The following is a 13,406-nucleotide window of genomic DNA, read 5'->3' on the forward strand; positions in this document are numbered from 1 at the left end:
GGCCCCTGCCGCCACCGCCACGGCCGCCCCGGCAGCCACTCCCTCAGCCACTCCCACGGCCGCGCCCGAGCCGAGCAGGACCCGCTGATCGGGCACCATACGGTGTCATGAGCTTCGTACCTCCTGGCACCGGCTGGCCCGGCGACCCGGCGACCGCCGCCACCCCGGTCGCCCACGACCCCGCGGACGTGCGCCGCCTCGCCGCCACCAGCACCACCCTCGCGGAGCTCACGGCCGCGCAGTCCGTGTGCCGTGCCTGTCCCCGCCTGGTGGCATGGCGGGAGGAAGTCGCCGAGGTGAGGCGGCGCGCGTTCGCGGACGAGACGTACTGGGGCCGTCCCGTCCCCGGCTGGGGGGCCGAGCACCCGCGGATCCTGCTGGTGGGCCTGGCGCCGGCCGCGCACGGCGGCAACAGGACCGGGCGGATCTTCACCGGCGACCGCAGCGGCGACTGGCTGTTCGCCTCGCTGTTCCGCACGGGCCTGGCCGCCCAGGAGACGAGCACGCACGCGGGGGACGGGCAGCGGCTGATCGACACGCGCGTGGTGGCGTCCGTGCGCTGCGCGCCGCCCGCGAACAAGCCCGAGCCGTCGGAGAAGAGCGCCTGCTTCCCGTGGATGGCCCGCGAGCTGGCGCTGGTCGCCCAGGACGTGCGGGTGATCGTGGCGCTCGGCGGATACGCCTGGCAGGCCATGTGGCCCGCGCTCAAGGAGACGGGCTACGAGCTGCCGCGCGCCAGGCCCCCGTTCGGGCACGGCGCCGAGAGCGTGATCCGGTACGGCGAGCGGCCCGTGACGCTCCTCGGCTGCTACCACCCGAGCCAGCAGAACACCTTCACCGGCCGCGTCACCGCCCACATGCTGGACGAGATCTTCACGAGGGCCAGGTCACTGGCTGTGTGACGCGTTGCACCATGCCCGGATTGGATTCATCGAGAGCGCTTGACGTAAGCTTGTGAATGCTTTCACAAGCACTCCACGAGGGATGGGGCCTCAGGATGAACAAGCACATTTTGATCGTCGGCGGCGGATACGTCGGCCTGTACACAGCGCTCAGGCTGCAGCGCAAACTCCACCGTGAGCTGCGCAGCGGCGAGGCTCGCATCACGATCATCGACCCCCAGTCCTACATGACCTACCAGCCCTTCCTGCCTGAGGCGGCCGCGGGCAACCTCTCGCCCAGGCACATGGTGGCCCCGCTGCGGCGGATCCTGCCCAAGGCGCGCATTCTCAACGGCACGGTCACCCAGGTGAACCACGCCGAGCGCGTCGTGACCTTCCAGCCGGCCGAGGGCGAGCCGCGCCAGGTGGCCTACGACGTGATCGTGATGGCCGCCGGATCGATCTCGCGCACGCTGCCCATTCCGGGCCTGACCGACATCGGCATCGGGTTCAAGACCGTGGGCGAGGCCATCGCGCTGCGCAACCGCGTGCTGCACCTGCTCGACGTGGCCGAGTCGACCGACGACCCGGAGGTGCGCCGCAGGGCGCTGACGTTCGTCGTGGTCGGCGCGGGCTTCGCGGGCGTCGAGGCGCTCGCCGAGCTCGAGGACATGGCCAAGGACTCGACCCGCTACTACCGCAACATCACGCCGAAGGACCTGCGCTGGGTGCTCGTCGAGGCCACGAACCGGGTCCTGCCCGAGGTCGGCCCCGAGATGGGCAAGTGGACCCTGGAGCAGCTGCGCGAGCGCGGGATCGAGTGCAAGCTCGACACCCGCCTGGAGTCCTGCGAAGGCGGCCACGTGGTCCTGTCGGACGGCTCGGAGTTCGACGCCGAGACGCTCGTGTGGACCGCCGGCGTCAAGCCCAGCCCGGTCGTGAACGCCGGCGACCTGCCGCTCGACGAGCGCGGCCGGATCAAGGCCACCACCGCGCTCACGGTCGCCGGCACCACCGACGCCTTCACGGCCGGCGACGCCGCGGGAGTGCCCGACGTCACCAACCCGGGCCAGTACTGTGCGCCCAACGCCCAGCACGCGGTCCGGCAGGCCAAGGTGCTGGCCGACAACATCGTCCGCCGCCTGCGCGGGCAGGAACTGGTCGAATACCGCCACAAGTATGTGGGATCGGTGGCCGGCCTGGGCCTCCACCAGGGCGTCGCGAATGTCTATGGCGTCAAGCTTCGCGGATTCCCTGCGTGGTTCATGCACCGCACCTACCATCTGTCGCGGGTGCCGACGCTGAACCGCAAGGTCCGTGTCGTCGTCGATTGGACCCTGGCCCTGTTCTTCAAGCGAGAGACCATCTCGCTGGGTGAGATGGAGCACCCGCGCGACGGCTTCAGGGCCGCGGTGGCGACGACTCGTCGCTAGCCCAGGCACGGCAGCGCCCCGGTGAACATCGCCGGGGCGTTTTCGGCACCCCTGGCAGCAAGCGGAAGGGGTACCACCGGTGGAGCTCTCAGCGGTGACCGTGCTCGGCGTGGACCGGCCCGGCGTGATCGCCGCGGTCACCGGTTCGCTGGCCGACTGCGGGGTGAACATCCAGGACTCGACCATGACGCTGCTCGGCGGTCACGTGGCGATGATGTTGCTGGTGTCGGGCGAGCTGGACTCCGCCGAGCTCATGAAACGACTGCGCGCTCCCGACCTCGTGGTGACGGCCTCCGCCGTCGAGGCCCGCCGGCACTTCTGCGACGACGGCGGCGGCCTCGGTTACGTGCTGACCGTGCATGGGCCGGACCGGCCCGGCATCATCTCCGCCATAAGCGCGGTGCTCGCCGAGGATGGCGGGAACATCACGGGGATGAGCACCAGACTGACCGGCCGCCTCTATGTGCTGATCGCCGACGTCGAGCTGCCGAAGGAGGTGGACGTGGCGGCGCTCATGCGCAGGCTGGCAGCAGTCGGAGCCGGCCTCGACTCCGAGATCACCTTCCGCCCCGTCGAACCGGACCTGTTGTGAACGAGCGAACCACCCCCTCCGGACCCCAGCCGCCGGAGGGACCCCCACGCGAGACCGAAGACCGGATTCCGCAAGAGATCTCCTACGAGACGGGGGACCGGACTCCGCAAGGGCTCTCATCCGAGACGGGGGACCGGACTCCGCAAGACCCCTCATACGAGACGAGGGACCGGACCCCGCAAGGGCTCTCATGCGAGACGGAGGACCGGATTGCGGAGGGGCCGGAAAGCGAGCCCCGGAGCCGGTTTGCGGCGCGGCCCGAAGGTGGGATTCGGTGCCGCCTGCCCGAGGGGACCGTGCGGGAGGTGCTCGGCGCCCCGCACCCGATCCTGTCCCTCGCGGCCGAGCCGGTGGACCCGCTCGACCCCGACGTCGTGGCCGCCGCCGCCGATCTCCTCGCGACCCTGCGCCACGAGCCGTCCACGACCGGGCTGGCGGCCCCCCAGATCGGCCTGAGTTGGCGGCTGATCGCCTTTGACGCCGGACTCCACCCCAGGAGTCGTTCGTGGGCCGGAGAGCTCGTCGTCGTCAATCCTCGCCTCACGAGCGCCTCCCACTGGGACGACGGCCGCGAGGGCTGCGCGTCCATCCCGGGACTCACGGCCGATGTACGCCGTGCCAGCCGTATCACCGTACGTGGGCATTTGCCAGGCACGGGCGAGCCCGTCACCATCGAAGCGGATGCGTTCGAAGCTCGTTGCATTCAGCACCAACTGGACCATCTGGACGGTCTACTCTTCTTGGACAGAGTGCCGGGAGTGCTATCACTTCACCGCAGACTTCACAGTTGTGACGCCTGATGCGAAGTTGTGCTCCTCGGAAGCATGGTCCGTTTCGTATGATTGCGGCGCCCCCGTAGCCCAATGGCAGAGGCAAACCCCTTAAAAGGGTTGACGTGCGGGTTCGAATCCCGCCGGGGGCACCTGCCATCTTATGCCGCCTTTAGGTCTCTGACCTGGAGGTTTACCGCGATCGTCCAACGGGCCCCCTGCTGCTGTTCTCGGTCGATATCGAGTTGTTATGGACTTGTCGCTGTTCCGGCTGGTTCCCGGGCCCCGGATCCCCGTGCCCGTACCGGCTGAGGTGGGCCCGGGCAGGGCGAGTAAGCTCTGGGACGGCAGGCCATGGACTTGGGATGCGCCCGGAAGGCGGGTTTTGGCGGACCGGATGTTTTCCGTCCCGTTCCATATTGACAACCTGCTGGTTTTCTGCCCTCTATGCCACCAATAGTTTCTTACTGTGAATGGTTGACTACGCTTTACATCCGGCCTTTTCGGAAGTGTGGTCATGAGCCCGGAAAACGCGCTGTGCGCCACCGGCCCCCGGCGCGCCCCGACCGGCGGTGAAGATCCCCGCGAACCCGCCGGATGACCTTGGGAACTCCGCGGCCCGCACGTTCGTTGGGAACGCTGCCGAAGTCCCGAACAGACATCGATCTAAGCGCCAGTTGACCAAGGTGCCGCCAGGCCCCGTAGGCTCGGCGTCACAGGAGGCAGCGATGGAGAGCAAGAACCCCGTATTCAGCAGGTCGCGGCAGCAGGCCGGCGGCTGGGCAGGGCCCGCCCCGTCCCCCGACCAGTTGCAGAACATGTACGACGCCCCGTCGTACGCCGCACCCACCCGGCCCGCGTTCCGCGCCATGACCCTCGACGACGTCGTCGTGCGCGGCTTCATCACCCTCGGGGCGCTCGTCGCGGCCGCCGCCGTGGCGTGGTGGCTCCAAGTCCCGCCGATGGTCGCCATCGGCGCGGCGGTCGTCGCGTTGATCCTCGGCCTGATCGCGTCGTTCACGATGAGCACCAACCCGGCGCTCATCCTCGCCTACGCGGTGTTCGAAGGCGTCTTCCTGGGCAAGATCAGCTCCGTCTTCGACGGCATGATCAGCGGCATCGTGCTGCAGGCGGTGCTGGGCACCGCATTCGCGTTCGGCGCGGTGCTGACCGTCTACTCGTTGCGGATCATCCGCGTCACGCCGAAACTCGTGAAGTTCGGCATCGCGGCCGCGATCGCCGCCATCGGCCTCATGCTCGTCAACCTGCTCGTCGGCCTGTTCAACGACGGGGGGCTCGGCCTGCGCACCGACAGCCCGATCGGCTGGGCCTTCAGCATCGTCATGATCCTGATCGGCTGCTTCTTCCTGCTGCTCGACTTCGACTCGATCGAGCAGGGCATCAAGCAGGGCGCTCCGGAGAAGTTCGCCTGGCAGTGCGCGTTCGGCCTGACGCTGAGCCTGGTGTGGATCTACCTTGAGGTGCTGCGTTTCATCAGCTATTTCACCAGTAGCGACTGATCGTTCGCCCCCGCGTCACCCGGGAGGGCTCCGCCGTAGCGGCGGGGCCCTCTCTGTGTGCGACCGGAAATCTACCCGCCGTCACAAAATGATGCCTGGTTGGGGGGTTGCCATTCGGACTCCGGTGTTGCAGTGTCGAGCAAAGGACCTTTATCCGCGGAGGTGCCCATGTCCTTGAACCACTCACCGGAGACGCAGACGAAGCTCATCGCAAGGGTCCCAACGATAACGGGACGCGAACTCCCCGAGTGGTTCCAAGCCATCGACAACGGCCCGGCTTTCCTGAGGTGTGACGAGCGGGCCAACTGGCTTGCCGACGAGCACGGGCTGACCCACGGCTACGCCGCCGCGATCGTCCACGAGCACGAGCGGCACCGCCGTAACCGCATGGGCTTCATCTAGGCCCAACCATCCCGCGCCCGTGCTCCCAGCGCGGGCGCGTCATCATGGGAGGATGGATCTCGACAAGGCACTTGGTTTCCTCCGCAGCAACCACCGCGCCATCCTCCTGACCCGCCACCGCGACGGACGTCCGCAGATGTCCCCGGTGGTGGCCGGCGTCGAGGACGGGCTGATCGTCGTCAGCACCCGGGAGACCGCGGCCAAGACGCACAACGTACGCCGCGACCCGAACGTCTCCCTCTGCGTCTTCACGGACGCCTTCTACGGGGAGTGGATCCAGGTGGACGGGACGGCCGACGTCCTGTCGCTGCCGGAGGCCATGGAGCACCTGGTGGCCTACTACCGGGGGATCTCCGGCGAGCACTCCGACTGGGCCGACTACCGCGCGGCGATGGCCCGCGAACGCCGCGTCCTCCTCCGCATCACTCCGACCCACGCCGGCCCGGACCACCACGGCTGACCCGTCCCCGCGCCCGTAGCGGCCTCTGACGACGGGACCGCGGGCTGTGGTGCGGGGATGGCCGGCGCGGGGTGAACGCCGCCCCAGGACGTGCCTGGGAGCCGGTCAACCGGGCTCGCGTGGCAGCGGGACACCGGCCTCCGTTTCCCCGGAGGCTCTCGGCCACGTGCGCAGGGCTTCCAGGGAGACCACGGCTCTCCGGACAAGATCGATGCGGATCCTGCCCGGCGAGCCGCGGAGAACGGATCAGGTCAGGCGCTCGAGGATCATCGCCATGCCCTGGCCGCCGCCCACGCACATCGTCTCCAGCCCGATGCTCTTGTCGTGGTGCTGCAGGCTGTTGATCAGCGTGGACGTGATGCGCGCCCCCGTCATCCCGAACGGGTGCCCCACGGCGATCGCGCCGCCGTTGACGTTGAGCCGGTCGAGGTCGATCCCCAGCTCCCGGTAGGACGGGATCACCTGCGCGGCGAACGCCTCGTTGATCTCCACCAGGTCGATGTCGTCGATCGCCATCCCCGCCCTGGACAGCGCCTGCCGCGACGCCTCCACCGGCCCGAGGCCCATGATCTCGGGCGAGAGCCCCGTGACGGCGGTGGACACGATCCGCGCCAGCGGCGTGATGCCCAGCTCGGCCGCCTTCACGTCGCTCATCACGATCACGGCCGCCGCGCCGTCGTTCAGCGGGCAGCAGTTGCCCGCCGTGACGGTCCCGTCCGGCCGGAACACCGGCGCGAGCCCGGAGACCTTCTCGTACGTCGTGCCCGCCCTGGGCCCGTCGTCCTTGCTGACCACGCTCCCGTCGGGCAGCGTCGCGGGCGTGATGTCCTTCTGCCAGAACCCGTCGGCCAGCGCCTTCTCCGCCAGGTTCTGGGACCGCACGCCGAACTCGTCCTGCTCCTGGCGCGTGACGCCCTTGAGCTGGGCGAGGTTCTCGGCGGTCTGCCCCATGGCCACGTAGATGTCCGGCACGTCGCCGTCCTCGCGCGGGTCGTGCCACACGCGGCCGCCCTCGCCGAACGCCTTCGTCCGGGTCAGCGCGTCCAGGAAGGCCGGGTTGTGGGTGTCGGGCAACGAGTCGGAGTTGCCCTTGACGAACCGCGACACGGTCTCGACCCCGGCCGAGACGAACACGTCGCCCTCGCCCGCCTTGATCGCGTGGAACGCCATCCTCGTCGTCTGCAGCGACGACGAGCAGTAGCGCGTCACGGTGGTGCCGGGCACGTTGTCGAGCCCGAGCAGCACCGAGACCACCCGGGCCATGTTGAAGCCCTGTTCACCCCCGGGCAGCCCGCAGCCCAGCATGATGTCGTCGATCGTGGTCGGGTCCAGCTCGGGCACCTTGGCCAGCGCCGCCTGGATCATCTGCACGGTCAAATCGTCGGGGCGGATCTCCTTGAGCGACCCCTTGAAGGCTCGTCCGATCGGGGAACGCGCGGTTGCGACGATGACTGCCTCGGGCATGGGCCCCTCCTTTGTCGACGCTTCTAGTAGAACTATATTCCAGTTCTACTCGCAAGCCTCGCCGCCCCCGGCTTATCCGTACATGCCCGGAGCCGTGCTGGTGTGGTCGTTGACGGCGTGAATGCCGCCCTTCTCGTCACGCCACAGCCGCCACCCGTCCTGGCTCCCGGTGAACCACGCCGGCGGCGCCGCGCCCGCGCCGGCCCGCTTGCCGGTGGCGAGGTCGTACTCGCAGACGGCGGCCGTCGAGTAGAACCCGGGCGCCTGCGCGCGCAGCGCCAGCGGCTTGGGGTCGGTGACGCAGAAGGACCAGCCGCGCTCCTCCTCCACGGGCACGGACTTCCCCGAGACGATGTCGAAGGCCGTGCCCTTGGCGTTGTGCTTGAGGAAGCCCAGCTTGTCCATCCGGTCGGGGAAGGCCAGCCACCAGCCGGACCCCGGCACGTCGGCCGCGGTGACCTGGCCGACCACCCGCCCGGTCGCCGAGTCGAGCCGCGCGAAGCCGCCGTAGGAGCCCTGGCGGTCGACCGGGCGCACGACCGGCGCGTAGCCGGGGCTGCCGCTCGGATAGACGCGTACGACCGACGGCCGCATCCAGTTGATCGTCCCGTCGCCGATCTTCAACGAGAACAGCCCGAAGGTCGAGACCTTCTTCGTCTGGGGATTGGTGTAGGGGGCGACATATCCCACCAGGTCCTCACCCGCCGCGCCGAACGCCCACCCGCCCGACATGTCCAGGCCGGGCCCGAGCGCCTGCTCGATCGGCTGCTGCCACTGCAGCTTGCCGGTCTTGACCTCGTACGACTCGATCATGGGGTTGGCCGCCAGCCGCAGCAACAGGACCCGGCTCGGGTCCGACCACTCGACCTCGGAGATCCCGGGCAGCTTCCACAACGTCTTGCCGGTGGCCGGATCGAGCACCACCATGCGTGCCTTGGCCAGGGCGGTGTGCTCGGACAGGCAGACGTACGGGCCGCAGCGCTGCGGCCCGAACGTCGAATGCACCGGTCTGGTCCACTTCTGCACCCCGGAATGGGCCTCACGGGCCACGAGGGTGGCGTTCCAGCGGCCCTTCTTGGCCGGGTCGAGCGCGACGACCACGCCCTGCCCCTTGCCGGTCTCCACGATCGCGGGCGTGGAGACCCCCATACCGGGCAGGCGGCCGGCCATCGTGGCCGGGTGGGCCCACAGCCGCCGGCCGTCGCGCAGGCCGACGGCGACGGTCTCCAGCGTGCCGTCGGGCTTCATGGAGGTGGTGGTGACGACATCGCCCGCGACCGCCATCCGGCTGACCGCGTTGACCTGGGAGTTGTTCCAGGTGGGAAAATTCGACGTGGCCGCGTCGCTGCCGGAGCAGGCGGTCACGGCCAGGGTTCCGGCGAGAACGAGGGACGGTTTCCACAGAGGCCGGAGCACAGGCAGTTCACTCCAAAGGGGACGGGGAGTGACGGCTCGGGCTCGGAGGGTGACCGCGGTCAGGCGTCGTTGAGCGGCTCGCCGAGCCGGCGGCGGAACAACGTCGCCCACTTCCCGTGCAGGCCCGTCGCCCGTCCGTCGACCCGGGTCGCGGTGACCTCGGTGCCGGGCTCCTCCGCGGCCGTTGCCGCCGCAAGGTAGATCGGTTGCAGTGTTTCGCCACGTGCGGGCTGCGGCTCAGGCCACAGACCCAACGCAGCGCACACTGACGGTAGCACCGCGTAAGCGGCCTGCGCGTAACCTCGGTCACTTGGATGGAAACGATCCGGTCCGAACATTTCTGTCGGATTTGTATCGAACTCCGGCCCCAGGACGTCGGCGAACGCCACCGTCCGGCCGCCCGCGTCCACCACCGCCACAGTCTGCGCCGCGGCGAGCTGGCGGCTCCAGCGCCGGGTCACCCAGCGCAGCGGCTGCGCGATCGGGCGTACGGTGCCGAGGTCGGGACAGGTGCCGACGACGACCTCCGCGCCGGCGTCGCGCAGCCGCCGCACGGCCTTGGTCAGATGCCGTACGGCTGCGGCGGGCGGGGTCTGGGTGATGATGTCGTTCGCTCCCACGAAGATCACCGCCACGTCCGGCCCCATCGCGATGGCCGTGTCCACCTGCTCGGTCAGCTCGGCCGACGGGGTGCCCGACTTGCCCGCGACGAGCAGGTGCACCGGGCGCTCGGCGACGGCGGCCAGGCCGTTCGCGATCAGGACGCCGGGCGTGTGACTGGGGTCGGTCATGCCGAGGCCGACGGAGGTGGAGTCGCCGAGCATGGCCAGCTTGAGCGGCTGCCCGGGGAACTCGCCGCCGTAGACGCCGTCGGAGGGCGGCCCGTCCAGGCCGTGCGGGCGTCCGATGGCCTTGCGCGCCAGCAGCCCCTCGGCGATCAGCAAGCCGTACGCCGTCGCTCCGAGAGCGGTCAGCCCGCCGCCTCCGAGTGCCGCCGCGGTAGCGATCTTGCGTGCCGCGCGCGCCATGCCAGCTGCCCAGACCACGTAGGTGCCCTCCCTAGTCGAACTCGGCGGTAGCGTTTGCTTGAAAACTAGCCGAGGGCCTGCCACCCCCACTGGATCTCGGCCACTGGCAAGCTGATCAAGCTTCGGCAAAGAAGGTGAACACCTCGGTGCGCGTTTACGATTCCCTGGTCGAGCTCATGGGGAACACCCCGCTCGTCCGGCTGCACAAAGTCTCCGCGGGGGTGCCCGCACAGGTGCTCGCCAAGGTCGAATACTTCAATCCAGGCGGCTCGGTCAAGGACCGCATCGCGGTGCGCATGATCGAGGCCGCGGAGAAGTCCGGCGCGCTGCGTCCGGGTGGCGTCATCGTGGAGCCGACGTCCGGCAACACCGGGGTGGGCCTGGCCATCGTGGCGCAGCAGAAGGGCTACCGGTGCCTGTTCGTGGTGCCCGACAAGGTGGCCCAGGACAAGATCGCGGTGCTGCGCGCGTACGGGGCCGAGGTCGTGGTGTGCCCGACCGCCGTCTCGCCCGAGCACCCGGACTCCTACTACTCGGTGTCCGACCGGCTGGCCCGCGAGGTGCCCAACGCGTGGAAGCCCGACCAGTACTCCAACGTCAACAACCCCGACTCCCACTACCACTCGACGGGTCCCGAGCTGTGGGAGCAGACCGAGGGTAGGATCACCCACTTCGTCGCGGGCATCGGCACCGGGGGCACCATCAGCGGCACGGGCCGCTACCTCAAGGAGGTCTCCGGCGGCCGGGTGAAGATCATCGGGGCCGATCCGGAAGGGTCCGTCTACTCCGGCGGCTCCGGCCGCCCTTACCTGGTCGAGGGGGTCGGCGAGGACATCTGGCCGGCCACGTACGACACCGAGATCTGCGACGAGATCATCGCCGTGTCCGACAAGGACTCCTTCAACATGACCCGCCGCCTCGCCCGCGAGGAGGGGCTGCTGGTCGGCGGCTCCTGCGGGATGGCCGTCGTGGCGGCGCTGCAGGTGGCCGCCAAGGCCGCGCCGGACGACGTGGTGGTCGTCCTGCTGCCCGACGGCGGCCGGGGCTACCTGTCGAAGATCTTCAACGACGACTGGATGGCCGACTACGGGTTCCTGATCACGACCTCGGACGAGGGCCTGGTCGGCGACGTGCTGTCGCGCAAGGGGCCGGGGATGCCGGAGTTCGTGCACGCGCACCCGCACGAGTCCGTCAGCACGGCGATCGCGATCATGCGCGAATACTCGGTGTCGCAGCTCCCGGTCATGAAGGAGGAGCCGCCGGTCATGGCGGCCGAGGTGGTCGGCTCCATCGTCGAGCGCGACCTCCTCGAAGCCCTCTACCATGGCCGGCTCTCCTCCGACGACTCGATCGCTGATCATATGTCCGCGCCGCTACCCACGATCGGCAGTGGTGAACCTGTGGCGCGTGCGGTCGAAGCGCTGGAAAAGGCTGATGCGGCAGTCGTGCTCGAAGACGGCAAGCCCGCCGGGCTGATCACCCGGCAGGACCTGCTCGCCTTCCTGGCCAACCACTAGAGGAGCCCGTCAGGGCTTTCTGATCGACTCGATCACGGTGCCGAGCCCGTCGTCGCCACGCCCTTCGGCGACGACGCGCTCGAACAGGCGCTTCAGCGCGCCCGGCACCGTGGTCTCCACCCCGGCCTCGATCAGCGTGTCCACCGCGTGCCCGAGGCCGGCGGCCTGCATGTGCATGGAGTTCGCCGCGCCCGGATAGACCCCGGCGGCGAACTCCTCGGCCAGGATCTTCGCGTAGCCCATCGGGCCGTCGTCGCCCAGCTCGGTGAACAGCGTCTGCGCGTACGGAAGATAGTCCTGCGGGGCGACGCCCGCCGCGCGCATCAGCGCCATGGCGTGCATGTGGGCGGTCAGGCTGGTCCAGAAGACCAATAGCTGGGCCTGGTAGTACACCATCGCCAGGCCCTGGTCCGCGCCCACGTAGGTGAGCTCGCTCAGGGCCCCGAGCAGGCCGGCGTGCCGGTCGAGCACGTCCTTCGGCCCGCTGTAGAACGTGTACGCCCCCGGCTGCCCGATCCCCGGCGGCGGCACCATGATGCCCGCCGTGATCAGCGTGCCGCCGCGCTCCGCCACCCATCTGGCCGCCGTGCGCAGCTCCGCGGGGGTGCCGCTGCTGAGGTTCACCACGGTCTTCCCGTCCAGCCGGGCGTCGCCGAGGCTGTCGTACATCGCCTGGTAGCTGATCTGGCTCACCACCAGCAACTCGCCGTCGGCCGCCGTCCCCGCCCGCCGGGCGCCCTTGGCCACCAGCGGGTCCGCCTTGCTCGCCGTACGGTTCCACACCGACACCTCGTGGCCCGCGGCCAGGAACGTCTCGGCCATCTTCGACCCCATCGGGCCCAATCCGACAACTGTCACTTGACTCATGCCGACACACTCGGGCACGCCGCTACGGAAATCCTTCCGGCCCGCTACGGGTTGGTAGTGGTGTGCTGCGATTCGGGGTGCTCGGGCCGCTGGAGGTCTGGTCGGACGACGGGCTGCCCCTACGCGTGCCCGAGCTCAAGGTGCGTGCCCTGCTGGCCGACCTGATCGCGCACGACGGCGGCCCGGTCTCGGCGGACCGGCTGATCGACGACCTGTGGGGCGAGCGGCCCACCCGCAACCCCGCCGGCACCCTCCAGGCCAGGGTGTCCCAGCTGCGCCGCTCGCTCGGCGGCGCCGCGACGATCGTGCACGGCCCGTCCGGCTACCGGCTGGCGGAGCACGACTCCGACGCCGCCCGCTTCCGCGCCCTCGCCGGCCGCCGCTCCGCCGACCCGCGCGTGCGGGCGGGGGAGCTGGACCGGGCGCTGGCGTTGTGGCGCGGGCCCGCGTACGCCGACTTCGCCGACGCCGGCTTCGCCCGCCCCCAGGCCGCGCGCCTGGACGAGCTGCGGCTCACCGCGCTGGAAGAGCAGGCAGAGGTACGCCTTGAGCTGGGCGAGCATGTGGACCTCTGGGAGCTGGTGGCGCTGCACCCGCTGCGCGAGCGGTTGGTCGCGGCCCACATGAAGGCGCTCTACCGGGCGGGGCGCCAGACCGAGGCCCTGGCCGCCTACGGTGCGCTGCGGGCGCGGCTGGGGGCGGAGCTGGGGCTGGATCCCTCGCCCGTGCTGGCCGGGCTGCACCAGGCGATCCTGCGCCAGGACGCCGGGTTGGCAGCTCCCGTGCCCGCGCCTGCCACGTCTCTGCCCGCGCCCGTATCGCCCCTGCCCGGGCCCGTCTCGCCTCTGCCCGCGCCGCTGACGGACCTGATCGGGCGGGAGGAGGAGCTGGCGGGGGTGCGGGCGGCGCTGGCGGCCTCCCGGCTGGTGACGCTGACCGGGCCCGGCGGGGTCGGCAAGACCAGCCTCGCCCTGGCCGCCGCCCGCGAACTGGCGCTTCCGGAAGCACCCGCCTCGCCCGACGTGGCTGGGCCGGGCGGGGTGGCCTTTCCTGATG

General features: G+C 70.0%; 13 protein-coding genes and 1 tRNA gene. 10 read left to right on the forward strand and 4 right to left on the reverse strand.

The window, feature by feature from the left end; translation table 11 throughout:
- The first annotated feature begins 107 nt into the window (after positions 1-107).
- The 8 genes from ETD85_RS52105 (at position 108) to ETD85_RS52140 (ending at position 6,058) form a co-directional block, all read left to right on the forward strand.
- Complete coding sequence (locus ETD85_RS52105; protein ID WP_138697285.1) at positions 108-902, forward strand: uracil-DNA glycosylase; 795 nt, start codon at positions 108-110, stop codon at positions 900-902.
- 95 nt (positions 903-997) lie between these two features.
- Positions 998-2,314 carry an NAD(P)/FAD-dependent oxidoreductase gene (locus tag ETD85_RS52110; protein WP_138697286.1) on the forward strand — a complete coding sequence of 439 codons (1,317 nt, stop codon included), beginning with the start codon at positions 998-1,000 and terminating at the stop codon, positions 2,312-2,314.
- Between the two features lie 79 nt (positions 2,315-2,393).
- Positions 2,394-2,906: a glycine cleavage system transcriptional repressor gene (locus tag ETD85_RS52115; RefSeq protein ID WP_138697287.1), complete on the forward strand. Its 513-nt coding sequence runs from the start codon at positions 2,394-2,396 to the stop codon at positions 2,904-2,906.
- Positions 2,907-3,202: 296 nt separating this feature from the next.
- Positions 3,203-3,706: a peptide deformylase gene (locus ETD85_RS52120; RefSeq protein ID WP_206059429.1), complete on the forward strand. Its 504-nt coding sequence runs from the start codon at positions 3,203-3,205 to the stop codon at positions 3,704-3,706.
- Positions 3,707-3,755: 49 nt separating this feature from the next.
- Positions 3,756-3,828 (forward strand) — tRNA-Leu (locus tag ETD85_RS52125).
- 576 nt (positions 3,829-4,404) lie between these two features.
- The gene (locus ETD85_RS52130) at positions 4,405-5,196 is read left to right on the forward strand and encodes a Bax inhibitor-1/YccA family protein (RefSeq protein ID WP_138697288.1); all 792 of its coding nucleotides are present in this window, start codon (positions 4,405-4,407) and stop codon (positions 5,194-5,196) included.
- Positions 5,197-5,364: 168 nt separating this feature from the next.
- On the forward strand, positions 5,365-5,598 hold the full coding sequence (locus tag ETD85_RS52135; protein ID WP_043628756.1) for a DUF4287 domain-containing protein: 234 nt from the start codon (positions 5,365-5,367) through the stop codon (positions 5,596-5,598).
- A gap of 52 nt (positions 5,599-5,650) precedes the next feature.
- Positions 5,651-6,058 (forward strand): PPOX class F420-dependent oxidoreductase, encoded by a 408-nt coding sequence (locus ETD85_RS52140; protein ID WP_138697289.1) that lies wholly within the window; start codon positions 5,651-5,653, stop codon positions 6,056-6,058.
- Between the two features lie 246 nt (positions 6,059-6,304).
- Here ETD85_RS52140 and ETD85_RS52145 read toward each other — a convergent pair whose 3' ends face one another.
- From ETD85_RS52145 to ETD85_RS52155, 3 genes are all read right to left on the reverse strand, one after another.
- Positions 6,305-7,522, reverse strand: coding sequence for an acetyl-CoA C-acetyltransferase (locus ETD85_RS52145; protein ID WP_138697290.1), 1,218 nt, complete (start codon positions 7,520-7,522; stop codon positions 6,305-6,307).
- A 72-nt stretch (positions 7,523-7,594) separates the two neighbouring features.
- Positions 7,595-8,938 (reverse strand): outer membrane protein assembly factor BamB family protein, encoded by a 1,344-nt coding sequence (locus tag ETD85_RS52150; protein ID WP_138697291.1) that lies wholly within the window; start codon positions 8,936-8,938, stop codon positions 7,595-7,597.
- Positions 8,939-8,997: 59 nt separating this feature from the next.
- The gene (locus ETD85_RS52155) at positions 8,998-9,984 is read right to left on the reverse strand and encodes an SGNH/GDSL hydrolase family protein (RefSeq protein WP_240779993.1); all 987 of its coding nucleotides are present in this window, start codon (positions 9,982-9,984) and stop codon (positions 8,998-9,000) included.
- A 128-nt stretch (positions 9,985-10,112) separates the two neighbouring features.
- Between ETD85_RS52155 and ETD85_RS52160 the strand changes: the two genes are divergently transcribed.
- Complete coding sequence (locus ETD85_RS52160) at positions 10,113-11,483, forward strand: cystathionine beta-synthase (RefSeq protein ID WP_138697293.1); 1,371 nt, start codon at positions 10,113-10,115, stop codon at positions 11,481-11,483.
- Between the two features lie 9 nt (positions 11,484-11,492).
- Here the strand turns inward: ETD85_RS52160 and ETD85_RS52165 are convergent, their stop codons facing one another.
- On the reverse strand, positions 11,493-12,350 hold the full coding sequence (locus tag ETD85_RS52165) for an NAD(P)-dependent oxidoreductase (RefSeq protein WP_138697294.1): 858 nt from the start codon (positions 12,348-12,350) through the stop codon (positions 11,493-11,495).
- Between the two features lie 62 nt (positions 12,351-12,412).
- On the opposite strand from ETD85_RS52165, the gene ETD85_RS52170 reads away from it, so the two are divergent.
- Positions 12,413-13,406 (forward strand): AfsR/SARP family transcriptional regulator (locus ETD85_RS52170; RefSeq protein ID WP_240779994.1); only part of this gene is annotated, 994 nt, incomplete at its 3' end.

The sequence above is a fragment of the Nonomuraea zeae genome, from assembly GCF_005889725.1.
In the GTDB taxonomy this organism is placed as follows: domain Bacteria; phylum Actinomycetota; class Actinomycetes; order Streptosporangiales; family Streptosporangiaceae; genus Nonomuraea; species Nonomuraea zeae.

Excerpts from the sequence above, each read along its gene's own strand:
- ETD85_RS52130 (WP_138697288.1), top strand. The coding sequence starts at position 4,405 with ATGGAGAGCAAGAACCCCGTATTCAGCAGGTCGCGGCAGCAGGCCGGC.
- ETD85_RS52145 (WP_138697290.1), bottom strand. The coding sequence starts at position 7,522 with ATGCCCGAGGCAGTCATCGTCGCAACCGCGCGTTCCCCGATCGGACGA.
- ETD85_RS52135 (WP_043628756.1), top strand. The coding sequence starts at position 5,365 with ATGTCCTTGAACCACTCACCGGAGACGCAGACGAAGCTCATCGCAAGG.
- ETD85_RS52110 (WP_138697286.1), top strand. The coding sequence starts at position 998 with ATGAACAAGCACATTTTGATCGTCGGCGGCGGATACGTCGGCCTGTAC.
- ETD85_RS52105 (WP_138697285.1), top strand. The coding sequence starts at position 108 with ATGAGCTTCGTACCTCCTGGCACCGGCTGGCCCGGCGACCCGGCGACC.
- ETD85_RS52140 (WP_138697289.1), top strand. The coding sequence starts at position 5,651 with ATGGATCTCGACAAGGCACTTGGTTTCCTCCGCAGCAACCACCGCGCC.
- ETD85_RS52165 (WP_138697294.1), bottom strand. The coding sequence starts at position 12,350 with ATGAGTCAAGTGACAGTTGTCGGATTGGGCCCGATGGGGTCGAAGATG.